The 24928-nt window shown below is 74.1% G+C and carries 24 protein-coding genes, 1 pseudogene and 1 riboswitch; of the genes and pseudogenes, 14 read left to right on the plus strand and 11 right to left on the minus strand.

Features of this window, described 5'->3' with window-relative positions; translation table 11 throughout:
* Positions 1 to 197: 197 nt before the first annotated feature.
* Positions 198 to 3044 (plus strand): ATP-binding protein, encoded by a 2847-nt coding sequence (locus HS99_RS02605; RefSeq protein WP_046386947.1) that lies wholly within the window; start codon positions 198 to 200, stop codon positions 3042 to 3044.
* Here HS99_RS02605 and HS99_RS46155 read toward each other — a convergent pair whose 3' ends face one another.
* Positions 3045 to 3563 carry a helix-turn-helix domain-containing protein gene (locus HS99_RS46155; protein ID WP_078938989.1) on the minus strand — a complete coding sequence of 173 codons (519 nt, stop codon included), beginning with the start codon at positions 3561 to 3563 and terminating at the stop codon, positions 3045 to 3047.
* On the opposite strand from HS99_RS46155, the gene HS99_RS46160 reads away from it, so the two are divergent.
* From HS99_RS46160 to HS99_RS02630, 6 genes and pseudogenes are all read left to right on the plus strand, one after another.
* Positions 3483 to 3692: a hypothetical protein gene (locus tag HS99_RS46160; protein ID WP_030555574.1), complete on the plus strand. Its 210-nt coding sequence runs from the start codon at positions 3483 to 3485 to the stop codon at positions 3690 to 3692. The two genes, HS99_RS46155 and HS99_RS46160, sit on opposite strands and share 81 nt — an antisense overlap.
* Positions 3679 to 4041 (plus strand): annotated as a pseudogene (locus HS99_RS40565) (amidase family protein); the annotation flags it as partial. The gene HS99_RS46160 and the pseudogene HS99_RS40565, both read left to right, overlap by 14 nt.
* A gap of 13 nt (positions 4042 to 4054) precedes the next feature.
* A complete protein-coding gene (locus HS99_RS43075; protein ID WP_030555572.1) occupies positions 4055 to 4243 on the plus strand; it encodes an amidase family protein in 189 nt (62 codons plus the stop codon).
* A gap of 72 nt (positions 4244 to 4315) precedes the next feature.
* Entirely contained in the window at positions 4316 to 4876 is a 561-nt protein-coding gene (locus HS99_RS02620; protein WP_078938987.1) for a DUF2165 domain-containing protein, read from the plus strand.
* Between the two features lie 39 nt (positions 4877 to 4915).
* A complete protein-coding gene (locus tag HS99_RS02625) occupies positions 4916 to 5266 on the plus strand; it encodes a hypothetical protein (protein WP_030555568.1) in 351 nt (116 codons plus the stop codon).
* Positions 5267 to 5959: 693 nt separating this feature from the next.
* Positions 5960 to 6334, plus strand: coding sequence for an aggregation-promoting factor C-terminal-like domain-containing protein (locus HS99_RS02630; protein WP_051835457.1), 375 nt, complete (start codon positions 5960 to 5962; stop codon positions 6332 to 6334).
* A gap of 145 nt (positions 6335 to 6479) precedes the next feature.
* Here the strand turns inward: HS99_RS02630 and HS99_RS02635 are convergent, their stop codons facing one another.
* Positions 6480 to 6956: an ATP-binding protein gene (locus tag HS99_RS02635; protein WP_046386946.1), complete on the minus strand. Its 477-nt coding sequence runs from the start codon at positions 6954 to 6956 to the stop codon at positions 6480 to 6482.
* 254 nt (positions 6957 to 7210) lie between these two features.
* Here HS99_RS02635 and HS99_RS02640 point away from each other — a divergent pair, with 254 nt between their 5' ends.
* The gene (locus HS99_RS02640; protein WP_063737765.1) at positions 7211 to 7573 is read left to right on the plus strand and encodes a PRC-barrel domain-containing protein; all 363 of its coding nucleotides are present in this window, start codon (positions 7211 to 7213) and stop codon (positions 7571 to 7573) included.
* Positions 7574 to 7692: 119 nt separating this feature from the next.
* On the opposite strand, the gene HS99_RS02645 is transcribed toward HS99_RS02640, so the two are convergent.
* The 5 genes from HS99_RS02645 to HS99_RS02665 all read right to left on the minus strand — a co-directional run bounded on the left by HS99_RS02645 (position 7693) and on the right by HS99_RS02665 (position 16565).
* Complete coding sequence (locus HS99_RS02645) at positions 7693 to 8898, minus strand: MFS transporter (protein ID WP_046387114.1); 1206 nt, start codon at positions 8896 to 8898, stop codon at positions 7693 to 7695.
* A gap of 149 nt (positions 8899 to 9047) precedes the next feature.
* Entirely contained in the window at positions 9048 to 11909 is a 2862-nt protein-coding gene (locus HS99_RS02650; RefSeq protein WP_030550292.1) for an RNA repair domain-containing protein, read from the minus strand.
* On the minus strand, positions 11909 to 13699 hold the full coding sequence (locus HS99_RS02655) for an RNA ligase family protein (protein ID WP_030550294.1): 1791 nt from the start codon (positions 13697 to 13699) through the stop codon (positions 11909 to 11911). The genes HS99_RS02650 and HS99_RS02655 overlap by 1 nt, the downstream gene beginning before the upstream one ends.
* A gap of 88 nt (positions 13700 to 13787) precedes the next feature.
* Positions 13788 to 15188 carry a M1 family metallopeptidase gene (locus tag HS99_RS02660; protein WP_232790777.1) on the minus strand — a complete coding sequence of 467 codons (1401 nt, stop codon included), beginning with the start codon at positions 15186 to 15188 and terminating at the stop codon, positions 13788 to 13790.
* A gap of 180 nt (positions 15189 to 15368) precedes the next feature.
* Positions 15369 to 16565 (minus strand): hydroxymethylcytosylglucuronate/cytosylglucuronate synthase, encoded by a 1197-nt coding sequence (locus tag HS99_RS02665; RefSeq protein WP_030279156.1) that lies wholly within the window; start codon positions 16563 to 16565, stop codon positions 15369 to 15371.
* Positions 16566 to 16857: 292 nt separating this feature from the next.
* On the opposite strand from HS99_RS02665, the gene HS99_RS47615 reads away from it, so the two are divergent.
* Positions 16858 to 17643 carry a class I SAM-dependent methyltransferase gene (locus HS99_RS47615; RefSeq protein WP_030279158.1) on the plus strand — a complete coding sequence of 262 codons (786 nt, stop codon included), beginning with the start codon at positions 16858 to 16860 and terminating at the stop codon, positions 17641 to 17643.
* Between the two features lie 510 nt (positions 17644 to 18153).
* Positions 18154 to 18296, plus strand: a riboswitch (SAM riboswitch).
* Positions 18297 to 18511: 215 nt separating this feature from the next.
* Entirely contained in the window at positions 18512 to 19225 is a 714-nt protein-coding gene (locus tag HS99_RS02675) for an IclR family transcriptional regulator (protein WP_030279159.1), read from the plus strand.
* A 36-nt stretch (positions 19226 to 19261) separates the two neighbouring features.
* Here HS99_RS02675 and HS99_RS02680 read toward each other — a convergent pair whose 3' ends face one another.
* Both HS99_RS02680 and HS99_RS02685 read right to left on the minus strand, forming a co-directional pair.
* On the minus strand, positions 19262 to 19774 hold the full coding sequence (locus HS99_RS02680) for an SRPBCC family protein (RefSeq protein WP_050367053.1): 513 nt from the start codon (positions 19772 to 19774) through the stop codon (positions 19262 to 19264).
* Positions 19771 to 20277: an RNA polymerase sigma factor gene (locus HS99_RS02685; RefSeq protein ID WP_030279163.1), complete on the minus strand. Its 507-nt coding sequence runs from the start codon at positions 20275 to 20277 to the stop codon at positions 19771 to 19773. Before HS99_RS02685 ends, HS99_RS02680 begins: the two co-directional genes overlap by 4 nt.
* A gap of 194 nt (positions 20278 to 20471) precedes the next feature.
* Here HS99_RS02685 and HS99_RS02690 point away from each other — a divergent pair, with 194 nt between their 5' ends.
* Positions 20472 to 20963: a DUF3995 domain-containing protein gene (locus HS99_RS02690; protein WP_046385406.1), complete on the plus strand. Its 492-nt coding sequence runs from the start codon at positions 20472 to 20474 to the stop codon at positions 20961 to 20963.
* 86 nt (positions 20964 to 21049) lie between these two features.
* On the opposite strand, the gene HS99_RS02695 is transcribed toward HS99_RS02690, so the two are convergent.
* Positions 21050 to 22654: a sialidase family protein gene (locus HS99_RS02695; protein WP_063737766.1), complete on the minus strand. Its 1605-nt coding sequence runs from the start codon at positions 22652 to 22654 to the stop codon at positions 21050 to 21052.
* Positions 22655 to 22892: 238 nt separating this feature from the next.
* On the minus strand, positions 22893 to 23093 hold the full coding sequence (locus HS99_RS02700) for a hypothetical protein (protein ID WP_030550301.1): 201 nt from the start codon (positions 23091 to 23093) through the stop codon (positions 22893 to 22895).
* Between the two features lie 57 nt (positions 23094 to 23150).
* On the opposite strand from HS99_RS02700, the gene HS99_RS44525 reads away from it, so the two are divergent.
* The 3 genes from HS99_RS44525 (at position 23151) to HS99_RS02710 (ending at position 24821) form a co-directional block, all read left to right on the plus strand.
* Positions 23151 to 23303 (plus strand): hypothetical protein, encoded by a 153-nt coding sequence (locus HS99_RS44525; RefSeq protein WP_157881748.1) that lies wholly within the window; start codon positions 23151 to 23153, stop codon positions 23301 to 23303.
* A 383-nt stretch (positions 23304 to 23686) separates the two neighbouring features.
* Positions 23687 to 23914 carry a hypothetical protein gene (locus tag HS99_RS02705; protein WP_232790619.1) on the plus strand — a complete coding sequence of 76 codons (228 nt, stop codon included), beginning with the start codon at positions 23687 to 23689 and terminating at the stop codon, positions 23912 to 23914.
* Between the two features lie 118 nt (positions 23915 to 24032).
* Positions 24033 to 24821: a phytanoyl-CoA dioxygenase family protein gene (locus HS99_RS02710; RefSeq protein ID WP_030550305.1), complete on the plus strand. Its 789-nt coding sequence runs from the start codon at positions 24033 to 24035 to the stop codon at positions 24819 to 24821.
* The last annotated feature ends 107 nt before the right edge of the window (positions 24822 to 24928 follow it).

Genomic DNA, 24928 nt, shown 5'->3' on the forward strand with positions numbered 1-24928 from the left:
CTTCCTCGCGTGGTGACGGATTCTCCGAATGACCGTGCCGGGGGCGCCGGATGATCGTCCGGCGGCGGATCCGTGGAGACATCCGTGAGACTCACTGAGGTTCCGGAGTGCCGTACGCCGCCGGGCCGCCCCTCGGTGATCCGGGCGTGACGTGCGCGACGTTTGGCGCCCCGCCCGAGCCGGTTAAGGTCATGTACATGCGGATTCCGTACATGGTCGGCGTGACCGGTCGGGGAGCCGAACGAGCACTGCTGGCGGACCTGGTCGCCGATGTCGCGGCCGGCCGTGGGGGCAGCCTGCTGGTCGAGGGCGAACCCGGCATCGGCAAGTCCGCGTTGCTCGCCGCACCGCTCGCCGCGGCCGGGGCCGTCGGCTGCGAGGTCCTGTTCGGGCAGTGCGACGAGCTGGGGCAGCGGCTTCCGCTGTCGGCCATGACACGACTCCTCGGCGTGCCCCCGCGTTGGGCCGACCCCCGGCACGCGGAGGCCGCACCGCCGTCTCGACGGCCGCACACCTGCGCGGACCGGGACACGCACCTCCTCGCCGCCGATCCGGTGGCGGCCGCCACCGAGCAACTGCTGACCCGTGTCGACCGGCTGTGCGCGTCCGGACCGGTGGTGCTGGCACTGGAGGACCTGCAATGGGCCGACGAGACGACCCTGCTGATGTGGCGCCGCCTGTGCCGGACCGCAATGCGGCGGCCGCTGCTGGCCATCGGGACCTGCCGGCCGGTGCCCCGCCGGCCGGGCCTGGCGCGGCTGCGCCGGGAGCTTCGCCCCCAGGGCGGACGGGTGCTCTCACTCGACCCCCTGAGCGAGGCGGGCGTGTCGGAGCTGGCGGGTGTGCTGGCCGGCGGAACCCCCGGGCCGCGGCTCACGGCCCGCCTCGGCTCGGCGGCCGGAAATCCGCTGTACATCAGGGAGTTGCTGGACGCCCTCGCCCGCGGCGGATCCCTGCACCGCGCCGCCGGCACGGTGGAGCTGTCCGCGGAGCGCGGAGACCCGGGTGACCTCCGGTCGCTGACGGACGTCATCGCGGACCGGCTGGCCTGTCTCTCGGCCAGGGCCCAACAGGCGCTGCGCGTCGCCTCCCTGCTCGGACCCGAGTTCTCGGCAGCGGAGCTGACGGCAGCGGCGGGAAGCGGTGACCTCCTGACGGTGGTGGAGGAGGCGCTGAGCGCGGGCGTGCTGGAGTCGGCCGGGCCCCGGCTGCGGTTCCGTCACCCCCTGCTGGGAGAGGTGCTCCACGAGACCATCCCGTCCGCCCTGCGCGCGGGGCTCCTGCGGCGGGCGGTACAGGAGCTGACCGCCGCCGGGGCGCCGATCGAGCGCGTGGCCGCGCTGATCCTGCCGGCCGTGCGGGAAGCCGACGGCTGGGAGTGGGAGTGGCTCGCCGACCACGCGGCGCAACTGGTCGACCGGGCCCCGGCGCTCGCTGCCGACCTGCTCGAACACGCCCTGCGGCAGACGGACGCGGACTGTCCGAGGCACCACCTGCTGGCCGACCGGCTGGCGGCGCTCTACTTCCGCACCGGGCCCGTCGAGCGCGCCGAGCAACTCGCCCGTAGCATCCTGCTGGCGACCTCCGACCGCGAACTCGTCGGACGGGCCAGGTGGTTGCTCGCCGGCGTCGCGCTGCGGGCCGGCCGCTACCAGGACGTGGAGGCGAACTGGCAGGCGGCCGTCGGCGACCCGCGGCTCGGGCCGCGCTGGCGGGCAGGCCTGCTGGCCCTGCTCGCGCTCGCCCGGGGCTTCCAGGGCCGGCTCGGCGCGGGCCGCACGGCCATGACCGAGGCACTCGCCGAAGGGGTGCGGCTCCACAGCGCCACCACCATCGGCTACGCCCTGAACGCGGGCGCCCTGATCCGCAGCCGGGAGGGCGACCAGGCCGGTGCGCTGGCCCTGGCCGACCGCGCGCTGGCGGAGATCGGCGACGACCGCGAACTCGTGGACCTGAGGCTCATGCTGCTCGGCCACCGGGCTGTGGCGCTGGACGGCCTCGGCCGCCCCCAGGAGGCGGAGGAGACCCTGGCGCACGCCCGTACCCTCGCCGGGCGGACCGGGGAGACGCTGCTCTCCATGAGCCTGGTCAAGATCGCCGAGAGGCACTACGAGCACGGTCGCTGGGACGACGCCCAGGCGGTCCTGGACGAGGTCACCGACCTCCCGCAGGAGCGCTGGCAACTCGCCCGGCACAGCCTGCGGACGCTGATCAGCGCCCGGCGGGACAGCGGGCAGGAGGCCGCCGGCCACCCGGACATCCTGGATGCCCGGACGGTGCCGCCGACCTGGCCCGTCGCGGCCTCCTACCGGATCGTGGCCCGCAGCCTCGCCCTCGAACGCACGGGCAGGCCCCGCGAGGCCCTCCAGGTGCTCGCGGCGCTGCTGGCCCCCGCGTACGAGTACGACACCAGGAGGCATCCGGAGTGGCTGGCCGGCCTGGTCCGCCTGGCGCTGGCCGTGGACGACCGGCGCACGGCGCGGACCGCGGCGCTCGCGAGCCGACGCAACGCCCACATCGAACCGCTGCCCGCCACGCGGGCGGCCGCCCAGTGGTGCCGCGGACTGCTGCACGACGACCCGGCCCGGCTGCTCGTCGCGATCGACCACCACCGCACCGCCGACCGCCCCCCTGACCTCGGAAACGCCCTCGAGGACCTCGCCGTGCTCCACGCGGCGTCCGGGGACCGCGACGCGGCCCGCGCCGCGTTCGGAGAGGCCCTCGCGGTCTACGCCGAGCTGGGCGCGGTCTGGGACGCGCGGCGCGCCGCCGCCCGCATGCGCCCCTGGGGAGTGCGGGCCGGGATCCGGGGACCGCGGTCCCGGCCGGCCTCCGGCCGGGACGCGCTGACGGTGACGGAGCAGCGTGTGGCCGAACTGGTCGTGCAGGGGCTGTCCAACCCCGACATCGCCGCGATGCTGCTGCTCTCGCGTCGCACGGTGGAGACCCATGTCTCCCACATCCTCGGCAAGCTCGGCGTCCGCTCACGCCGGGAGGTCGCCGCGGCGACCGGGGCGCGCAGCCACCGGGCCGCGGCCCGGTGATCAACGGTCGGCCGAAGGGCTGACGGTGCGTGCCGGAGCGCGCCCGCGTCCTGACCGCGTGCCAGGAGGGTGTCGAGGGCGGCGAAGAACTCCTCGCCGGTCGCCGGGGTCAGCACGCCGGCGACCCGGGCGGCGGCCAGCACGTTGTAGTCGCCGGCCACCGACTCCAGAGCAGTCTCCAGCACCCGGGCCAGTGCCGATGCGGGATCGGGGTCGTGGGCGGCCGCCCGGATGACGGGCCGCACCCGCTCGTCGAAGCGCGCGTCCAGCACGGCCCGCAGGGATCACGGCCTTGTCGGGGAAGCGGCGGAAGAGCGTGGCGGCCCCGACACCGGCCCGGCGCGCCACGTCGTCCAGGTGGGGGTCGTGGCCCTGTTCGGTGAAGACCTCCCGGGCAACCGCCTCTTCCGCCCAGCCCCACCGAGAAGGACCACAGCCGTGCCAGCCCTCGCACTCACACCCCCGGAAGCCGCCCGCTGGGCCGCCCGCGCCGGACTCCGCCTGCCCGCCGAGCGCCACGCCGCGGTGACCGTGGTCGCCGACCACATCCACCACGTCGTCGCCGTCCTGCGCGAACTGGACTTCGAGGACGTCCCGCCCGCCGCCGCCTACCACCCCGTGCAGGAGGCGCACCGTGCAGCCGTATGAGCTGTCCCTGGCCGCCGCCGCGGACGCGATCCGGGCCCGGCGCCTGTCCCCGGTAGAACTGGTCGACTCCGTCCTCGGCCGCATCGAGGAGGTGGAGCCGCACCTCGGCGCCTACGTCACCGTCACCGCCGAGCGGGCGCGCCGGGCGGCGGCCGAGGCCGAACACGAGGTGGCCCACGGCCGCTACCGGGGACCGCTGCACGGCATCCCGATGGGGCTGAAGGACCTGATCGACGTCGGCGGGATGCCCACCACCGCCAGCTCCCGGGGCCGCGCCGGCCACCGCGCCGGGGCGGACAGCACGGTCGCCGCGCGCCTGGGCGCGGCCGGCGCCGTCCTCCGAGGCCGTCTCCGACGCCTACGTGCGCCTGAGCGCCCCCGCCAACATCACCGGGGTGCCCGCCCTGACCGTCCCGGTCGGCCACGACCCGGCGGGCCTGCCGATCGGCCTGCAGCTGCCCGCCCGCCCCCTCGGCGAGCCCGTACTCTTGCGGGTCGGTCACGCCTACGAGTCGACGCGGCCCGCCCGGGCCCTGGCCGGAGCGGTCTGAGCGGTCTGAGCGGGCGCCCGGGCCCGCGGGCGCCCAGCCCGTCAACTCCCCGCAGCGGTTAGCCTGTTCCCCATGCCGACCACCCGCCCCGCAAGTCCGGCCGCCGTGAGCCCCGGCGGCCCCACCGTCCGCGACCGCCTGCTCGAACTCGGCTCACCGCGCGCGGCGGCGGCCGTGCTCACCGGGACGAACGCGCTCTACCTGCTGCTCGTGGTCTTCGGGAACGTCACCGACTTCGCCACCAACCAGCAGTTCGTCCAGCACGTGCTGGCGATGGACACCACCTTCCGCGACCAGGACCTGATGTGGCGTGCCGTCACGTCCCCGGGTCTGCAGAACGCGGCGTACGTCGCGATCATCGCCTGGGAGGCGCTGAGCGCCCTGGTGCTGACGGCGGGGACGTTCGCCTGGTGGCTGCGGCCCGCAGTGGCACGCCGGCTCAGCACCCTCGGCCTGCTGCTGATGCTGCTGCTCTTCGGGGCCGGGTTCATCGGGATCGGCGGAGAGTGGTTCGCGATGTGGCAGTCGAAGGCGTGGAACGGCCTCGACGCGGCGATCCGCAACGTCACCCTGGCGGGACTGGCCCTGGTGGTGGTGAACCTGCCGCACCGCACCCGGGCCCCGGCGGAGTGAGGGAAACAGTGCTCCGCCGGCCCGGCTAGGGTGTCCGGCATGCCGCTCGTCGACGTGACCCACGCGCCCACCGTCCCCGAGTCCTCCCTGCGCGAACTGGGATCGGTGCTGCCGCATCTGGTGTCCCTGGCCGTGGAGTGCCCCGAGGAACCGTACGACGGCGATCTGCGGCCCGGAGACGTCGAGATCCGCTTCCGGTCGCTGGGCCCGCTGGACCGGAGCGGGCTGGCGGTGGTGATCGAGATCAAGTCCAAGTGGTTCGCCAGCAGGGAGGCCAACCGGCAGGAGCGGGTGGACGCGCTCCACGAGAGCATCCGCGCCGCGACCGGGCTCGTCGACTTCGGCGTCTACCTGTCACTGCCGATCGCCGCCTGGTCCCAGGGGGACTGACCGCTCACGCGCCCCCGCTCCATCGTTGCCGACTGCTCGCCGCGCTGCTCGCCATGCTGGTCACTTCCGAACGTGACACCAGCGACAGCTACGCCCCGGGCATCCGCGGAGCCCATGAGCCTGCCCGCGCAGCTGCTGCGCGCCTTCCTGCCACCCCGCACCGTCCGGCACCGACCGGGGTCGTGTCCACCGCGGTCCTGGAGCCCGCCTACGACCTCGGTGGGCGGATCCCCCCGGTGATGCCGCAGCGTGACGGCGGTCGGCCGGTCGGTGATGCTGACGTTGGTTGCGTGGTGAGTGCGCTCACACGGTAGTGCTGTGTACGACGACGGATAGTGGTGTCCGTTTCCGCTGCTCGAGGACCGCTCGGTGAACGGGTGAGGACGGGCTCGGGCAGGAGCGGAGGGGGCTGCCGGGCGCCGTCGGCCCGCCGCGGAGCCCCACCGACGAATCGGTTCCGGACTCCCCGGCTACGACGGGGGATCGTTCCGGGGAGCTCTTGGCGGTCGCCGAACCGGTCTGGCAGCTTGGCATTTGTCGTCAGCCAGACCGGCTCCTGTCCCGCCGGATGCGCTAACCGCCGAGTCACACCCGCGACCGTTATGGCCCCTGTCCGGCCGCGGTCCAAAACGGGGGGTGACTCGGCCCAACCCGATTGAGGTCTTGCTCTACATGCCCGCTTTCAAGCTCCGTATGCGTACCTCTGCCGCGATCCTGGCCGGCGCCGCCGGTGTGACCGCCCTGGGTGCCGCCGTGGTCCCCGCCGTGGCCTCGGCTGCGGACGCCTCCCCGCAGGCCGTCGCCGCCCGGATCGTCCCGGCGAACCAGCTGGCCTCGTTCAGCCAGATCGTCTCCCACGAGTCCGGCTGGAACGTGACCGCGACCAACCCGAGCTCGGGCTCCTACGGGCTGGGCCAGGCGCTGCCGGCCTCCAAGATGGCCTCGGCGGGCGCGGACTGGAAGACCAACCCGGCCACCCAGATCAAGTGGGCGCTGGACTACATGAACACCCGCTACGGCAGCCCCAACGCCGCGTGGACGTTCTGGCAGAACCACCATTGGTACTGAGCCGACCATTCGGCTCCTCCCGCCTCGGCGGTCGGACAGGGGCCGCCGGGGTGACCGACGAGGGCCCGGGCCCGCGCCCATGCGCGAGGGCCCGGGCCCTCGTGCTTCTCCCGGCGCCGTCCTGCACGCCCGTCGCCAACGGCAGCTACCCCGACGAGCTGGACGGGCCCGACGAGTTGGACGAGCCCGAGGAGCTCAGGCACTGCCATCCGCCCGGCTGACCCGCGCCCGGCGAGTGGAAGTAGGCGGTGACGGTCTTGCCGTCCTTCTGCAGACGGGTGTGCCAGTGGTCGGCGAGTGCGTCGACCAGTGCCAGGCCGCGCCCTCCGGTGGCTTCCGGCGTCGCCGCCCGGGGGCGGGGGAGCCGGCTGCTGTGGTCGTGGACGCTCAGGTGGAGGCAGCGCCCGTCCCAGGTCAGCACCAGCTCCGCGTCGCTGCCGGCGTGGACGTGGGCGTTGGTGCTCAGTTCGGACACGGCCAGCACGACCGCGTCCGCGAGGGCCGGCGCGTCCCGGTTCCAGCCGAGGGTGTCGAGATGCCTCCTCGCCCACTCCCGACCGGCCCGTACTCCCGCGCCGAGCGGAAGCCGCCGGGCCCATCCCACTCCACTCCTCCTGGACATGAAGGCCTCCCTTCAGGTGCGTGCCACCTTCGTGTGCCCGCATCCGGCGGCCGCATGCGACCGGGATCACCTCCCGCCCGCTGACCACCGCTCAGGAACGCGGCCGCAAGCCGCCGGTGGCGATCCCGTGCTTCCACGCCGGAGGGGGAGGGAGGGCGGGAGGGCGAGCCGCCGGCATGGAACCGGAGCCTGCGGGAAGGCGGTCGTCACGGAGCGCGTCGCCGAACAGGCGGCGCCGTGACACGAGGAGAGACATGAGCGCCAGCAGGATCTGGGAGTTCCGTTCCGAATCCGGCCACGTCTCGGGCACCGACCTGGTCGGCTTCCACGTCGAAGCCACCGACGGCCCCATCGGCAAGATCGACAAGCACTCGGAGGAGGTCGGCGCCTCCTACCTCGTGGTCGACACCGGCCCGTGGATCTTCGGAACCCGGGTCCTCCTGCCCGCGGGCACCGTCGCCAGGGTCGACCAGCACGACAAGAAGGTGTACGTCGACCGCACGAAGGACGAGATCAAAAACGGCCCCGCGTTCGACCCCAACCACGGCACCGGCACCGACTACCGTGCGGGCTACGACGCCTACTACGGCCCCTTCTACGTCGGTCCCTTCCTCTGACCTCTGACCTCTGACCTCTGACTTCTGGTCTCCGACCTCTGGCCTTCGGCCCTTGACCGGCCCGCCGGTGCGCCGTGCTCCCGGTCGCACCGGCCGGCCGGACAGTCCGTGGCGCGGGCTCAGCAGGCCTGTTCGGCGGCCGGGAGCGGGGCGCGGGTCGTCTCCCGGACGGTGGGGAGCAGGAGGACGGCGAGATTCGCGGTGCCCACCAGGGCTGCGCCCAGGAGCAGAGGTGTCGTGGTCCCGATGCCCGCCGCGAGGGGCGCGGCGACGGCGAGGCCGAGCGGTCGGGCGGCGAAGGAGATCAGGGTGTCGAACGATCCCACGCGGCCGAGGGCTTCGGGCGGGATGCGGCGTTGCATGGTGGTCTCCCACAGCGGGTTGAGGACGCCGACTCCGAACATCCCGGCGAAGTAGGCGGCCGTGACGACCGGGACCGGTAGCAGAAGGGCGAAAGCCGTGAGCGGGAGCGCGAAGACGGCGGCGCCGACGGCGACGCCGACCAGCGGTTGGCGGATAGGCAGCCGGGAGGCGGCGTAGACACCGGCGACCGTGCCCACCGTGCCGACCTCGGCGATGACGACCCAGGCGGTGTCCCCGCCCAGGTGGCGTACGGTGATCAACGGGCCCAGGGTGAGGAGGACGCCCGCCGTCAGGTGCCAGACGCCGTGCCCGAGGACGTTGGCCAGGAACCAGGGGTGGCGGCGGGTTTCGGCCCAGCCCTCGCGCAGTTCTCCCAGGAAGGCGCTCCGCTCGGCGCGCTGGAGGGAGCGGTCCGGCCGCAGGCCGCCGAGAGTGGAGGCGGACGCGATGAACAGCGCGCCGGTCAGCAGGGAGGACCACCCGGCCCCCACCAGCAGCATCAGGCCGCCGGCTGCCGCGGGAGCCGCGATCTGGGCGAGCCCCTGCGCGGCCCCGAGTTGCGCGTTGGTACGAAGCCGCTCGGCGCCGGTTACCACGGCGGCGACCAGCGTACGGACGGCCGGTGTCCCGAAGGCCACGGCCGCGCCCGTGATCGCCGACAGCACGGCCAGATCGGGGATCCGCAGCCCGCCGCCGAGCAGTTCCGCCCCGATCGCGAGTTGTGCGGTGGCGCGGACTAGGTCCGCGGTGAACACGACCCGCTGCGGGGGGAAGCGGTCGGCGACCACTCCCGCGACGGGCAGCAGGACGAGCATGGGGAGCAGCTCGCAGGACAGCACGAGGCCGAGGTCCGTCGCCGAGCCGGTGCGGACGACGGCGAGGGTGAGGGTGGTCGGGATCAGCGCAGTCGCCAGGGCCGCAAGGGTACGCCCTGCCAGTAACCGACGGATCGGAGAGGTCATGACCCGCACGGTACTTCGTCGGCTCGGCGTCACAGGCGGAGGGTGGCGTCGCCCGGTTGAGCCGCTCCCACAGCGCGCCGCGGTCCCGGTGCCGTGGCGGGGTGTCGACTGTCGTGCCGCGAGTCCCGCAATCGGTTCGGAGGCGTCCGTCACCGGGTGAGGGTCGGGACGGCGCCGCACTCGACGTGGTCGACGTGAACGCTCGGCAGACCGCGGGACCAGGCGGCGGCGACGGTTGCGAGCTGGGCGCGGGGGACTGGGGCGGGGCCGAGGCCGATCGGGAAGTGGATGCGGTCGTCGCCGGTGCGGTAGGGGTGGGGCCAGGCGTGGAGCTGGGCGGCACCGGCCTCCTCCAGGGCGGTGAGCAGGCTGCGGAGGCGGCCGCGGACGGCACCGGCGGACTCCCGGTCGGTGGTGATCACGGCCCAGGCGGCGTGGCGGCGGTGCAGCGGGGGTGGGGTGAGCAGGGCGGGCCAGGGGTCGGGGCTCGTGGAGGTGAGTTCCCAGGCACGGTAGAGCTCCTCGGTCAGCAGGTCGCGGGTGTCCGGGCCGACCTGGGTGGTGCAGCTGCGGACGGGGGCGGAGGGTGTGAGGACGGTCAGCGGGGCGCGACTTCGGTCGGTGAACCCGTCGGTGAACTCCTCGGTGAACTCGCCTGTGAGGGAGACGGGTTGGCGCCAGTCCCAGGAGGCCCAGGTTTCGGTGAAGCGCCGGAACAGGTCGTCGTGCGTGGCGTCGGCGGAGCCGGTGGCGCCCGGGGCGTCGGAGGCGTCGAGGACGGTACGGGCGGCGAGCACCGACCAGGCCAGCGAGGGAAGTTGGCCGAACGGTGCACCGTCCAGGCCGCGCGCCCGGGCCCAGGCCTTGACCTGCCGGGCCAGTCGGACGAAGCGGGGGTGCCGGTCCCCGAGTGTCGACAGGATGGCCTCGGCGTCCGTCACGGCGCTCAGCGCGACGGCCGCCCCCCCGCCCACCTCGACGCGCCGGGGCACGGCTCGGGCGGGGTCGAGGGCGCCGGTGAACACCAGGGCGAGGTCGACGGTCAGCCCGTCCGCCTCCAGTCGCAGCCCCGGCACCCGGGCGCCGCGCACCTCCCGGACCTGCCGGGCCTGCGGCGCGGCGGCCGCTACCCGGGTCAGCACCCCGGGCAGGTCGGCCGGCCCGGGGAGCGCGGCCACCAGGTCCAGGTCGCCGTCGTCCAACTGGCAGCCCAGGCGCCGCGAGCCCACCGTGTGGACGACGCCCTCGGGCAGTGCCGAGGCGATCCGCCGGGCCAACTCGGCGGCAGCGGACGTGCGTTCGGGTGCTTCGGCGTGCAGCGACACCACCGGTTCCTCCGGCAGCACCCGTACCTCGCCCGTCCCCAGCGTGACCACCGCGCGCGGGCGCATCGGCTCCTCGCCCCGGCGGGACAGCACCACCAGCTCGCCCACCCGGGCGTTGGTGGCGCTCAGTCGGGCCGTGCAGTCGGCGGCCACCCGCTGCGGGTCGGCGCTGCGCCCGAGGCTGAGGTGCGGGGTGAAGCCCTCGGCCCGGCCTCGGCAGCGGGGGAAGCGGCGTTCCAGGGCGTGCCGCAGCGCGGCCCAGGGTTCGGGCGCGGCGGCGGCCGGGTCCAGCCAGACGGTGGCGTCCTCGCGGTGGCCGAAGGTGTGCACCCCGTCCAGCCGGGCGGTGAACGGGGCGACCTCGGCGGCGGCCGCGCCGAGCAGCGGCAGGGCGCGGTCGAACGCGGACTCCGGGACGAAGCCGAACAGCAGGTTGACGTGCGGGGGCCAGCGACGGATCTGGGGGTCGTGGGCGGCGCGCAACTGCTGGATCGGCGGCCACAGTTCCTCGGGCGGCAGCCAGGCGACGGCGGTCCGGGGGGTGGGCGCGGTGTCGAGCGTCTCCGGGGAGGAGGCGTCGCCGAGGGCGAGGTCGACGGCCACGCCGTAGTGGTCGGAGGGGTGGAGCCCGTCGGGGCCCGGCCGGTCGCCGAGCAGCGCGGCCGCGGTGGCGCGGGCGCGGTCGGAGCGGTGCAGCACGCGGTCGATCCGGCCGGGCCGGCCGGTGAGCGAGGAGACGGCGGCCAGCGGGTTGACGGTCGGGTCGAAGGTGGGGGTGTCGTCGGCCGGGCCGTACACCTGGGTCCAGGCGTCTCGCAGGCCGAGGGCGGCGGCGGGGCCGGCCGGGCCGGAGCGGGCGTCGTTGAAGTCCCCGAGCAGCAGCAGTTCGCCCTCGACGGCGGCCAGTCCCTCGGCCAGCCGGGCGAGTTCGGCCTGACGGCGGGCGGGGCCGTCCGTCGAGTGGTCGCTGCTCAGGTGGACGGCGGCGACGGTCAGCGGCCCGTCGGCGGTCCGGAGGGTGACGGCGGTGACGGCCTTGTGCGGGCCGAGGACGTGCCGTCCGGCTTCGAGCACCGGGAGCCGGCTGAGCAGCAGCAGGCCGTACTCGGCCACGTCGCCCCCGGACGGGTCGCCGCCGAGGGTGTAGCCGTCGCGGACCCAGGGGGCGGCCAACAGCTGGGCGGCCAGCGCCGGTTCGACCTCCTGGAGTGCGATGACGTCGGCGTCGGCGGCCTCCAGCTCGGTGAGCAGCAGCGGCCGGCGGCGGGCGGTGGCGATCCGGTCGGCGTCGTAGCGATCCCACAGGGTGTTCCAAGTGACCACGCGCACGGTGTGCGGGTCGGCCGTTCCGGTGCGGGCCTCGTGGGGCTGCCAGCCGCCGTCCGCCCGCCAGGCGTACGGGGTGACGGCGGTGAAGAAGGGGGAGGGTAGGTGGCGCGGTTCGGTGCGGCGCCCGGCCTCGGTGGTGTCCAGGACGTCGACGCCGGTGGTGCGGTCCCAGACCACGACGCCGTCCGCCTCGACCCAGCGGACCCGGTGCCAGGGCACCTCGCCGGAGGCGGCGAAGGCCTCCAGCGGGACGCGCTTGGTGCGGTCGTCGCGCTGCCGCACGCCCAGGGTGAACCGGGCCGGGTCGAAGCGGGCGTCCCAGCGGATGCGCTGGCAGACCTGTTCGATGGGGCGCATCAGTACTCCTCGGAGTCGAGCGAGCCCGCCGTGTCCTCCACGGTGCCACCCGGGCCGACGTACCAGGTGCGGTGCGCCTGGCCGGGGTGGGGCGGGCTGAAGCGGTGCAGTTGGGCGGTGAGGACCTCGGACGGCACCGGGTGCGGGCGCACGGCGTTGCGGCGCAGCAGTTCCTGCTCGCCGACCAGCAGCACCACCTGGGTGACCAGGGCGTCGCGGCGCCGGGCGATGCCGTGGACGTGGGAGCGCTGCTCGCGGTTGAGCGAGGTGGCGTCCCAGACCACGGTGGCGGCCGCGTCGGCCAGGGCCGTGTCCAGTCGGGCCAGGCCGGTGCGCAGCACCTCGGGGTTGTGGCGCTGGTCGGCGCGCGAGCCGAGGGCGGCGCGCAGGTCGTCCAGGCTGATCCGGGTGGGGACGCCGGGCAGTGCGGCGGCGAAGGTGCTCTTGCCGCTGCCGGACGGGCCGCTCAGGTGGACCAGACGGGGGAAGCGGCCGTCCCGCCAGCGCCAGGTGGCGGCGACCGCCTCCTCTACGGTGCTGATCCGGCCGAGCGCGTACGCCTCGCGGGCCTGGGCCCAGCAGCGGTCGGCGGCGTCGGCGGGGTCGGCGGCGTCGGGGCCGTCGGGGGCGAGGTCGGCCAGGGCCTCGCGCAGGCCGGTGCGCAGCCAGGCCAGCGGATCGGCGTCGAGCAGTCCGGCGTCCTCGGCGTGCAGGGCGGACCAGGCGACCTGCTCGCGCTCGGCGGGCCCGGGGGCGGCGGCCGCGGCCACCGCGTGGAGCACGCCGAGGTCGGCGGCCGCGGCGAGCCTGACCAGGCCGGCGCGACGCTCCTCGTCCGGGTACGGCTGCTGGAGGCCGGAGTGGAGGCCGACCAGGTCGGCGACCCGGCGGGCCAGCGGCAGGCCGAGCCGGTCGGCCAGTCGGGGGGCGAGCTGTGGCGCTGCGGGTCGGGGAGAGAGCTGGGAGGCGGCTCGATCCCGACGGGTGGTGCGCAGCGCGGTGGCGAGCACACCGGCCAGTCGGGCGTCGCCGGTGCGGCCCAGCTCGTCCAGCCGAGCGGACACGTCCGCCAACTCATCCGCCGAGCAGTGGAGTTCGGGAATTCCCAGCGACTTGGCCAGCAGCGGGAGTTCCGGCAGCTGGCCGGAACGCACTTCCCATAGCGCGGCGGTCGGGCCGAGGCCGTTCTCCACCACGGCGGCGTGCATCCAGTGGGTGTCGGTGCGGACGTGCTGCGGACGGACCCACTTGGCGATCCGTCCGCCGAACTCGGCCCGGGGGAAGCCCCGGACCGTCCGGACGACGTAGCCCTCCTGCCGGTCCAGGTCCAACCGCAGGGCGCGCAGCGCCCGTTCGTCGTAGCGGCCGCGCCAGAGAACCCGGGGCGTCGGGACGCCGAGGCGGCGCAGGAAGCGGACGGTGTCGTCCCAGTCCAGGCAACGGTCCTGGTCCGTCCAGACCGAGAAACCGTGGAACCAGCTGTCCAGGTCGGTGTACGGGATGGAGTGCCGGGCGAAGAGGTTCTCGCCGCAGACCCGCCAACCGGCCGGGATCCGGGGGCCGATCCGACTCTGCAGGCCCTTGACCCAGGCCCGGGAGGGGTGGTGGGCGGAGTCCAGCGAGCGGGCGTGCAGGCCGTCGGCGTAGAGGGTGGTGTTCTCGCCGTCCAGCTTCTCGGTGACGACGACCTCCGACCCGGTCAGGCCGGAGAGGTCCCCGGTCCGGATGTCGTCCGCCGCAGCCCCCGGTGACCACGGGAGATGCGGCGTCCGGGGGTAGTGCACACGCATGTCCGGCTCCCTGTACGTCCTTGATCCGGCGGCCACTGTAGGAGCGGACGGAAGGGACGGGCCACCGAATATCGGACTGCCGTGCGGCTCAGCCGATGCGGTGCTCGCGCCAGAAGGGCGTCAGGTCGACGGGGGTCGCGGCCTGGGCGGCGGCCTTGAAGTCGGCGGTGGTGGAGACGCCGTACCAGTGCGCGCGGGCGTAGTCGCGCAACAGGCCGGCCATGGTGTCCGCGCCGATCAGGCGGCGCAGTTCGTGGAGGGCGCAGGAGCCGTGGTCATAGATGACCGGCACGTAGCGGTCCGGGTGGGTGTCCCAGTAGCTCATCGGGTTGGTGAGGCGTTCGTCCGCGGACCGCCAGGGCGTCCTGGTGGTGCAGCCCTCGCCGGTGTCGCCCATGGCGACGGCCATGGCGTACTCGGTGAAGGACTCGTCCAGCCAGGGCGCGCGGTACTGGTCGTCGCCGACGATGCCGTACCACCACTGGTGCGCCAGCTCGTGGATCACGGCCGAGGGCCGGATCCAGTCGAGGACGAAGCCCGGGTACTCCATGCCGGCGAAGTCGAACCGGTTGTCGAGCACGAGGGCGAGGTCCCCGTACGGGTAGGCGCCGTAGCTGGCGGAGTGGGCGTCGATGGTCCGCAGGGACAGGTCCAGCATGTCCTGGGCGTCCTTGGGAGTGATGTCGGCGACCGAGTAGACGGCGATCCGGACGCCGTCCGCCGACCGGCCCGCGATGCGGCTGAACGGCCCGGCCGCCCAGGCGAATTCGCGGACCTTGCGGGCGCCGATCCGGGTGAGCGTGCGGCCGGGCTCGCCGGGCGTGTCGACGGCGGTGCCGGTGGCGGGGACCAGCAGGTCGGTGGGGTGGTCGAGGGTGACGGCGAAGTCGGAGCTGAGGCCGTAGAAGGACTCGCCGAGCTCGGAGTACGGGTCGAGGTGCCAGCCCGCCTCGTCGCGGACGGCGAGGACGGGCAGGGCGTTGCCGATGAAGCTGAAGGAGCCGTCACGGCCGAAGCGGTCGATGCCGTCCGGGACGTCGATGGTGAGGTCGAACTCGACGGTGCCGGAGGAGCCCTGGGTCAGCGGGTGGGGGAGGGGGACGCGCAGGGCGGTGCAGCCGACCTCGTAGCGACCGCGGGTGTCCTGCGGGAGCAGGGTGGCCTGGGTGACCTGGGTGGTGCCCAGACCGGTCACCCGGACGGACGGGTTCGCACAGCCGCCGCGGAAGTTGTCCCAGAGCCGCAGGTACACCTCCTGGAGGGGGTCGGGCGAGACATTGCTGAAGGTGATCCGCTCGTGGCCGTGCCAGTGTGCGCCGGTGGCGTCGCTGCTCAGGTCGACGGTGTAGGCGGGGGCGCCGGGGGTTCGCGTCGGGTCGCCGGCAGTGGCCGCAGGGGTGGTGGCAACGGCTCGGCCGGGCGGGGCGGCGGCCGCCGTCAGCAGTACGGCGAGGACAGCGAACAGGGGGTGTAGGCGGAGGCGTCGCACGCCGTGGTCTCCTGTCGTCGAAAGGGGAGGCAGGGGGTGGTGCCGGGTAGGGAGGCGCCCACCACCCGGAGCCCGAGTCGCCGACACCGATCTTGGGAACGGCCTCGACCACCGCGGGGACACGCACCAGCTCCTCCGTCGGAGTGATCCGCCGGGCCGGGAGGTTCCTCCCTCCGTGGGTCAGACCAGGAGCTGGACCAAGGCGTCGGCGACCTGTGCCGCACCGGCGGTGCCGACCGACCGCGTCATCGCCGTCCAGTCGGGGCCGGGCGTGTCGGGCCCGGCCCCGTCGGAAAGGCGTCTGAGCTTCTCGACCAACCCCTGCCGTACGGCCGTCGCCGTCCGGTGGCGGCCGAGGTGGGCGGCGCGGGCGATGCCGCCGTGGATCAGGTCGAGGGCCTTGTCCACGCCGTGAGTGCGCAGCGCCAGTGCCTCGTCCTCGTCGAAGACCGCCGCAGGCCAGCGGACGCGCACATCGGTGCCGAGTGCCTGGCTGTGGAACCGGCCGTTGAAGATCTGGCTGAGGTTCTGCGGCGGCAGGCAGAGCGTGGGAGTCCCGAGCTGCCCGGCCTCCAGGAGGGTGGTCAGGCCGGGGGAGGTGAGCAGCACGTCGCACTCGGCGAGGCGGCCCAGGAAGTCCTCGTGGGGGAGGGCACCGACCGTGGTGGTGGCCGGATGCGCGCAGGAGTCCACCAACTGCGCCGCCAGCCAGGCGGGCAGGTTGCCCGCGATGTGCACCTCGGTGATTCCGCTCGCGGTGAGTGCCTCCAGGGCCGGAGGCAGGACCAGCCGTGGATAGTCGGCCCAGTCGGCGAGTTGGGGCGCGCGCAGGCCGCCGAGGTTGAGCAGGGCACGCCGGGGGTGCGGAGTCGGCGCGGTGCCGCGCGCGACTCCGCCGTCGGCGATCACGGCGTCCACCCAGCGGAGGTGGTGCACGTCGGCCAGCACCCGGGCGCCCTCCCGCGGCAGCTCCACGCACCGCTGGACGCAGTACACCTCGGCGTCCAGCGGGAGGCCGGGGCGGTCGCCGTCCGTCCACAGGAACGGCAGGCTGTCGACGAACACCACCGGCACCCCACAGGCCCGCAGTGCCTTCGCCAACCCGCCGTCCAGCACCACCAGCGCCGCTTCCACGCGCTGCGCCTGGACGATCCGTCTCAGCTCCGCGTTCGAGCGGTCCGGGAGGTCGAACCAGCGCTCCACCGGCTGCTCGGCGAGCACCGATCTCCCCAGCCCGGAGGCCAGCCCGATGAATCTCAGCCGGTGGCCCCCGGTGCCCCGGAGGGCGGACAGCACCGCGCTCAACTTCCCCGAACTGCCCCAGCCGAACTCCACCCCGGCCACGGCAACCGTCCGGGTCTCCGCCTTCGCCCTCATCCGTGTCAACTCCCCCGCCCGCACGCGATTTCCTGCCGTTCCGTATTCGTACCAGGCCAGGCGTCCACGTTTGGTTCGACTGCCTACGGAAAATCGAAAGCTAACCACCCCACAAGGTGAAGCCTTCCGCTCGCCAATTGACGAAATGCGCTCCATGGATCGAGGAGGCCGGCTCGCCGTTCGCGCAACACGCGGGCAGGAACGTCCCTGCGGCGCCCGGGCGCCGTACCGGGCTGCAATGGGGCCAGACCCGGCCGAACGCCGACGGCACACCACACGAGAGGACCGCCCGATGGAGCAGCCGACGACCGCCGACGCCGACCCGGTGCGCGTACTGGAGACCTCGGGCACCGACTATCGCCGGGCCTTCGACCTCTTCCTCGCGGGCACCGACGAGAAGCCCCGCACCCACGCCCGGCTGAGCGAGATCGCCACGTCCCTCCCGCACCGCCGGGTCCTGCTGGACCTCGGCGCCGGGGACGGCCGCACCACCGCGTACCTCGCCCGCCACTTCGAGCGCACGATCGCCGTCGAGCCGAGCGCGGCCATGCGCGAGAAGCTCGCCGCCGCCTGCCCGGACGCCCTGGTCATCCCCCACCCGCTGGACCGCGCCGCCCCGCCCGAGCCGGCCGACCTTGTCCACCTCTCCCACGTGCTCTACTACGTGCCGCAACCGGACTGGCTCCCCACCGTCGCCCGCGCCCTCGGCTGGACCGCCCCCGGTGGCGCCATGCTGATCGTCCTGCAGAACCCCGACAGCCCCTGCATGCGGATGGCCGCCCACTTCACCGGCGTCCGCTACGACCTGCGCCCCCTCCTCGACCGCCTGCGGGCCCAGCATCCGGCCCACGACTACGCCCTGGAGACCCTCGCCCTCCACTACCGCACGCCCCACCTCACCGAAGCCGTCGACGTCGCCGAGTTCATGGTCAACGTCGCGGACCTCGCCACCCTCGACGCCCGCCCGACTCGGGCCGCCCTCGCCGCCTACGTCCAGCAGCACTTCGCCCGGCCCGACGGCGGCTACGCCATCGGCCACACCCAGGACATGCTGATCGTCCGCCGTGCCGAGGTCTGATCTCCTTCTCGGTCACGTCACGGCGGTCCGGGTGCCGAGGCCAGGAAGACCACGGCCGTGATCCTGGCCGTCGCGCGTTTGAAGCGGGAGCGTCCTGGCATCTGCGAGGCGCGCTCGACGAGGGCGGTCCAGGTGGGGAGCCAGAGCGCCGTCAGTGGTGCGTGGGCAGTGGCCGTCGAGTGCTCGGCCCCGCTCCGCCGAGTCCGGCGGACGCCCGTCAACTCGCCCTGGCCCGTGCGCTGCCACCGACTCCCTGAGCGGTCCGCAGCGCGAACAGTTGCGCGCCTGCACCGCGCCCCGGTGCGTGCGCTACTCCGTGAAGAGCCATGGGCGGCAGGGGTACCGCAAGCCGTCCTGCGGCGACCGTGCCCGGGTGGCCCGGCACTGCCGGCGGCAGCGCACGGCGACTGATGGGGGCACTCTCAGCCCTGACCTCCCGGTGGGATTCCGGTTGCGCGGGTGAGGGAAAAGTTTGGCGGGGCGCCCAGGAAGTCTTGTATGGTTCGTCGCGAATCATCCAGAGGGGTGGAGGGACCGGCCCTACGAAGCCCCGGCAACTCCCCGGTCGACCCGGCGTCCGAAGTACGCGCCGTGCCGTCCGGGTTCAGTGCCAACTCCGGCCTGTCGCCAACGTGGCGCGGGAAAGATGAGGAGACACGGTGCTCTCTGTGCTGTCCTTCGCCCGGGCGCTTCCCGCCCCGGCCCTTCCGCGTACCCGTCTCGTGTCCGGCGCAGGCAATCGGCCGCTTCCGCAGGCCCGTCCTCGCTGACCACCCCGCTCCCCACCCCACCGGAGCGTCCGTGAGCCGGACCCAGACCCACCCGCGGCTCACGGGATTCGAGACTGGAGTACCCGTCCATGGAGAACATGGAGAACACGAGCGGCGTCGGCGTGCTCGACAAGATCACCTCGATCCTCGGCACGCTGGAGGCCGGCCCGGCCACCCTGGCCGGGCTCGTCGACGCCACCGGCCTGGCGCGGCCGACCGCCCACCGGATCGCCGTCGCGCTGGAACACCACCGCCTGCTCGGCAGGGACGTGCAGGGCCGGTTCGTCCTCGGTCCGAGACTCGCCGAGCTGTCGGCCGCCGCCGGTGAGGACCACCTGCTGGCGGCGGCCGGCTCGGTCCTCACCCACCTGCGCGACCTCACCGGCGAGACCGCCCAGCTGTACCGCCGGCAGGGCGAGGTGCGGATCTGCGTGGCGGCCGCCGAGCGTCTGTTCGGGCTGCGCGACACCGTCCCGGTCGGCCTCGCCCTGCCGATGAAGGTCGGGTCGGCGGCCCAGGTGCTGCTGGCCTGGGAGGAGCCCGAGCGGCTCCACCGCGGCCTGCAGGGAGCCCGTTTCACCGCCACCGCCCTCAGCGGCGTACGGCGTCGCGGTTGGGCCCAGTCCATCGGGGAACGCGAGCCCGGGGTGGCCTCCGTGTCCGCCCCCGTGCGCGGCCCGTCCAACCGGGTGGTGGCGGCGGTGTCCGTCTCGGGCCCGATCGAACGGCTCACCCGTCACCCCGGGGCCCAGCTCTCCCGGGCCGTCGTCGAGGCGGCGGCCCGGCTCACCGAAGCCCTCAACAGGACCTGACCGGCCTTCCGGCCTTCCGGGGCTCCGGCTCCTCTCCTACTCCTCGTCCTGTTCCTCCTCGAGCAGGGCGGCGAACCGCGCCAACGGATCCCCGGTGAACGGGCGCAGCGCGGGGGCGAGGAGGCGGGCGCCGGGGAACCGGAGGCCGCCGAGGAAGGCGAAGCGGGTGGTGCGGTCGGTCTCCGGGCGGGCCGCCATCCCGCCGAGCACCAGGCGGCTCTGCATCAGGCACCAGCCGGGTGCGAGGTCGATCCCGAACGTGGCCCGGAGCCGGGTGTGGCCGTGGATCCGGGCCCGGAGCGAAGTCGTCGGCAGCGAACCGGAAGGTGCGGGGCGGTCGAGCCGCACCGTGCGGACGTCGGGGATCCAGAGCGGCATGGTGCGTTCCAGGTCCTGGGCGAGCGCCCAGACCCGCTCGAACGGCGCGCCGAGGACGGTCTCGCCGATCCGGGCCGCCCCTGGTGCGGTCGCGGCGATCACGTGCAGCCGCCGGACCGGGTCGAAGTCGGCGACGGGCCACTGCGGCATCGGCGTCGGGGAGTCGGTCACTGCTGCCACGCCTTTCGGAAGCTGAGTCGGGCCCGCGAGAGCCGGGACTTGACTGTCCCGGGCGCGACCGCGAGCAGCGCCGCGGTCTGTCGTTCGTCCAGTCCCTCCAGGTCGCGCATCAGCAGCACGGCGCGGTGCGCGGGGGAGAGCCGGGAGAGCACGTCGCGGATGTCCGCGGCGAGCTGGGGATCGCCTGGTGCGGGGACCTCGCCGAGTTCGGCCGGCCGCGAGCGCGCCGCCCGGTTGGCGCACCGCACCGCCTCCCGCACCGCGATGGCGCGGACCCAGCCGTACAGCGCTGCCGGGTCCTGGAGTTGGCGCAGCTTGCGGAAGACCACGATCAGCGCCTCCTGGGTCGCGTCGGCGCCGTCGTCCAGCGCGATCGGGCCGCAGAGCCGGCGGACGTACGGGGTGATCAGGTCCAGTAGCCGGCCGACCGCGAGTTGGTCGCCGCCCTGGGCGGATCTCACCAGCTCGGCGAGGCCGGGCGGTGGCTCCTGCATGGTGCTGTCTCCGCTCTTTCCTCTGCTGTCGGTCGTCCGTCGGGCGACCGGGGTCCGTAGAGGGAGGGCCCGGAGCGGCGAAACGTTCCCTGCGGATTCCGCCCCGGGCAAGTGTTCCCCGTCACAGGAACGGATCGGTCGGCGGGGTGCTCCTTCGGGTGTTCGAGCGTCCTGAGACCCCGTGAGGTGACGGCATGAAGTCGACGAAGATCAGCAGCAGGGCCACCGCGGTCGGCGCGGTGCTGGCGGTGGACGGCCTGGTCCACCTCTACTGGGCCACCGGGCGGACCTGGCCGGTGGACGGCACCACCCGGCTCTCGCAGCTGGTGCTCAACACCCAGGTGCCGTTCACCCCGCAGGGGCTGGTGCCGCTCGCGGGGATGCTCTTCTCGGGGGCGACGCTGGTGCTGGTTCGGGGCGGGTGGCTGCCGGCCCTCGCCCGTCGGCTGCCTGCGGTTCTGCCGCGCTGGGGGAGCCGCGCGGTGGCGTGCGGACTGCTCGCCCGCGGCGCGGTCGGACTGGTCTGGGTTACCGGCGCCTGGGCGGACCCGGGCGACACCTTCTACTGGCTCAACCTGGCGCTCTACACCCCGTTGTGCCTGCTGCTCGGCCGGGCGGCGTGGCAGGTCTCCGCCGCGGTGACGACGGCTGCGGGCGCGGCGCCGACGGGGGCGGTGCGGGCCTGAGCCACCGGAACCCGAACGGCGTCCTGCGGTTCCGCCTCAAGGGGCAGGAGCCGCAGGACGCCGTCCGTCCAACCGGACCGACCGGGTCAGCGCCGCAGGTGCTGGACGGCGCGCGGGGCGGCGACGGGCGCCGCGGCGCGCGCCGCCTGTGCGCTTGGCGCGCCGGCGGCCGGGCTGCGCAGGGTGCCGGGCTGGAAGCGGCCGCTGTACACGTCGGTGGCGTTCAGCGGCTCGGCGTTGGCGGTCACCATCACCGGCCGGATCTGGCGGCCGTCGTTGATCAGTGACTGGTAGTCGCCGAGGAAGTGGCCGCCGGCGAAGGGTGCCTGGAGCCAGTCGAACACCGGCGAGATCTGCCGCTCGACCGGGCTGTCCTCGCCGCCGCGCGGGAAGCTGAGCAGCCAGGCGGCCGTGGGCAGGGTGGTGGTGTTGCCCGCGGTGAGGTAGCGCAGGTCGTAATAGCTGACGGCGACGGTGCCGTTGGCGGTCACGGTGATGGAAGGGGTGAACGCCGGGGCGCCCGGGGCCTGGTTGATCCGGGTCGGGCCGCTCCAGGTCCGGCCGCCGTCCGTGGAGTGCACCAGCTGGACGGCGTCGTACTGGCCGCCGGTGAACTCCGAACCCTCGTACGCGAGGTAGAGCTCGCCGGTCTGCGGGTCGACGGCCACGCTCGGCAGCCCGGCACCGGCCCGGAGGGACTTGGTGGCGTCGGCGGGCGCGTTCGGGTCGACCTCGGGGACGGAGGTGTCGGCGGCGACCCGGACCGGCTGGCTCCAGGTCCGTCCCTGGTCGGTGGAGGTGACCATGCCGAAGTGCACGTCGCTGACGGTGGTGGCGGTCCCGTCGGTGAAGGTGATCGAGTCGAAGAAGTCGTACAGCGTGTCGGTCCGTGGGTCGACCACGATCTGGTTGCCGATGGTCTGGGTGTTCGGCGTCGTGCTGGTGACGACGAAGGGCTTGGCCGGGCTCCAGGTACGGCCGTGGTCACGGGTGACGGAGATGTAGCCCGGCCCGTCGAAGTACGGTGCCGGGCTGGTGACCTGGTCGACCCGGTCCCAGACCTGGTAGGCGACGCCCGGGTGCACCGGGTCGGCGGTGACGGCGTTCTTGTCGTCGGTGATCGCCGGGTCGTTGTCGCTGATCAGCTCGGCGACGTGCTGCCAGCTGCGGCCGCCGTCGGTCGAGGTGGCGGCGGCCACCGCGCCGCGCGGCGTGGTGGCGTCGAAGACCAGGGCGCTGGCGTAGGCGGTGCCGTCCGGGCCGAAGCTCACCCAGCCGTCGGAGGCCCGCTGGTAGGCCAGCCCGCCCGGCGCGCAGTGGGTGAACGGCAGGGCGGTCTGGGTGAAGTGCACGCCGTCCGTGGTGTAGCTCGAACTCAGGCCGCGGGCACCGCCGTTGGACCAGCGGTCCTGCTGGTAGATGGTGATCGTGTCGGCCGGGTCGAGCGGGTTGGAGGCGGCGAACGGTTCGTCCTCGGCGGAGGGGTAGTTGGTGCCGGGGCCGTCCGCCGTGAGGTCGCACGTGGCGTACGGATCGCCGGGCGAGATCAGGGCGAGCGGCGGATGCGTCGCGCCCGCGCCGTCCGTGTTCCCATCGGTCGTACTCGCACCGGCGGGTGCGCCGCCCGCGACGGCGGCGAGGACGAGCGCTGCGGCCGCGGTGGCGAGCGACGCTCTGGTGCGGAACTGCATGGAGACCCCCATGGTCGTCGGCGGAAAACTGCCTGGTGTCCCGGGTGGTGCTGCGCTGTTCCGGTACCGAACTGGAGTTGATGTTCGGTCGGCCGCGCGAGTCTATCCAGGCCCGGGTGCCGCGCCTACGGTCGGGACACGCTTCTTACCGTCGCGACACCACCCCACCGGCCGCCGGTACGACTTACCTCCGGTGGGAGGGGGCCGCCGGTGCGACAACCGCTCCGGCGCGAGGGGCCTACCGTCCGCCCTCCGACAGTGCACGCTCGACGGTCCGCAGGGAGGTGGCGGACTGCTCCCAGTCGTGCCACCAGAACAGCCCGCCGTCCCGGCTCACCTCGGCGGCCAGCACCGCCAGGTGCGCCCACGGGCCCGCCGGGATGCCGAACTGCGGGCGTGTTGCCAGTAGTTGAGCCGACTCGGCGTCGACCGGCACCATGCCGACCAGCGGGACCGGTTCGTCGTCCGCCGTCCGGCCGGTGCCGTGGAGCGTCGGGTGCAGGGTGATCGGGTCGAGCAGCAGGGCGAGGTCGGCGACCCCTACGGCTCCGGCCCGTCCTGCCGGGCGGGGCGACGGCCGTTCAACCTCCTGCCAGTGGAAGCCGGCCGGGATGCGGAAGCCGGCGAGGGCGGCGAGGGCGGCGAGTGACCACGGTGCGGTCCGGTCCGTAGACCTCCTCCAGTCGGTCCAGCAGGACGGGCGGGTGGCGGTTGGTGAACCTCACCGCCGCGCCGGTCACCGCGGGCCGTCAGCGTGGCGGCCGGGAGGGATCGCCGACCAGGTCGGCGACCAGGGCGCGCGCGTAGGCCTCGTCGGTGTTCGGCACGGAGAAGACGACGCGGAAGTAGAGCGGGGCGACGATCCGGTCGAGCAGCCGTTCGAGCGGGGGAGGCGTCTCCCCCCCGGGCGCGGGAGGCCTCGAGGACCGTGTCGAGGCCGGCGGTGGCGCGTTGCAGGCATTCCCGGCGGCCGCTGCGTCGCTCGTCGATGTCGGGGGAGACCTCTGCCCGGAACTCCACGGCGGGGACGCCGTGATCGAACGTGCCCGGAAGATCGCCTCCTACGGTGTCTCCTTCGAGCTGCTGCACGTCCTGGTCAGCCGCGACAACATGGCCCTGTCGCTGCACAACACCGCCCAGCGCCCGGACGCGGTCCTGGACGAGTACCTGGCCACCGTCTGCCGCCTTCGCGACGGCAGGATCGCCGACATCGAGACCTACCTGTCCGACGTCCCCGGCATGAACGCCTTCTTCGTCTGACCGCGGGCCCGGGGCCGGCGGTCGCCGCCGCCGGCGGAACGGGGCCCGGTGCTCGCCCGACAAAGGCGGTACGGGAAATGTCGGGCGAGGGGGAGCCGTGTCGCCGCACCATGGGGCCATGGATGACACGACGTTGATTTCCTCCTTCCTGCGCGACGGCTTCGTGAAGCTGGAGGGCGCCGTCGCGCCGCGTGTGGCCGCGGACTGCGCACGGTTGCTGTGGCGGGAGACCGGCTGCGACCCGGACGACCCGTCGACGTGGACGCAGCCCGTGCACTGGGTGGCCGGCATGGCGCAGGGACCGTTCGCCGCCGCACCCAACTCGCTCTCGCTGCACCGCGCGTACGACCTGCTGGTCGGCGGGGGGCGCTGGGAGCCGCGCTACTCGCTGGGCTCGTTCCCGCTGCGCTTCCCGCACCAGGAGGAGCCGGACGACGCGGGCTGGCACATCGAGGGCAGCTACCTGCCGGAGGGCGAGAACCGGTACTTCACGAACCTGCGCTCCAAGGGCCGGGCGCTGTTGATGCTGTTCCTGTTCAGCGAGGTCGGGGAGGACGACGCTCCGACCCGGATCCGGGTCGGTTCACACCTGGACGTGCCGAAGGTCCTGGCACAGTACGGCGAGGAGGGGGCGAGCGGGCTGACCCTCGCGCCCGATCTGGTGGCGGCGTCCGAGCACCGGCCGATCGCGCTCGCCACCGGTTCCCCGGGGGACGTCTTCCTGTGCCATCCGTTCCTGGTGCACGCGGCCCAGCCGCATCACGGGCTGCGGCCGCGTTTCATGGCCCAGCCGCCGCTGATGCCGGCCGAGCCGTACGAGCTGGAACGGGCCGACGGCGCGTACTCGCCCGTGGAGACCGCGATCCGCCAGGGCCTGGGCCGGGACACCCCGGGCCACGCTTCCTGACGGACCGAGGGCCGTCCCGCCGAGCCCCGTCCGCGCGGCCGCCCCCGGCAGGTGCAGCCGGTCCACCGGATCAGGGAGTGCGACCCTCGGGGCCGGCGGATCACAGG

It is taken from the genome of Kitasatospora aureofaciens (genome assembly GCF_001188955.3).
In the GTDB taxonomy this organism is placed as follows: domain Bacteria; phylum Actinomycetota; class Actinomycetes; order Streptomycetales; family Streptomycetaceae; genus Kitasatospora; species Kitasatospora aureofaciens.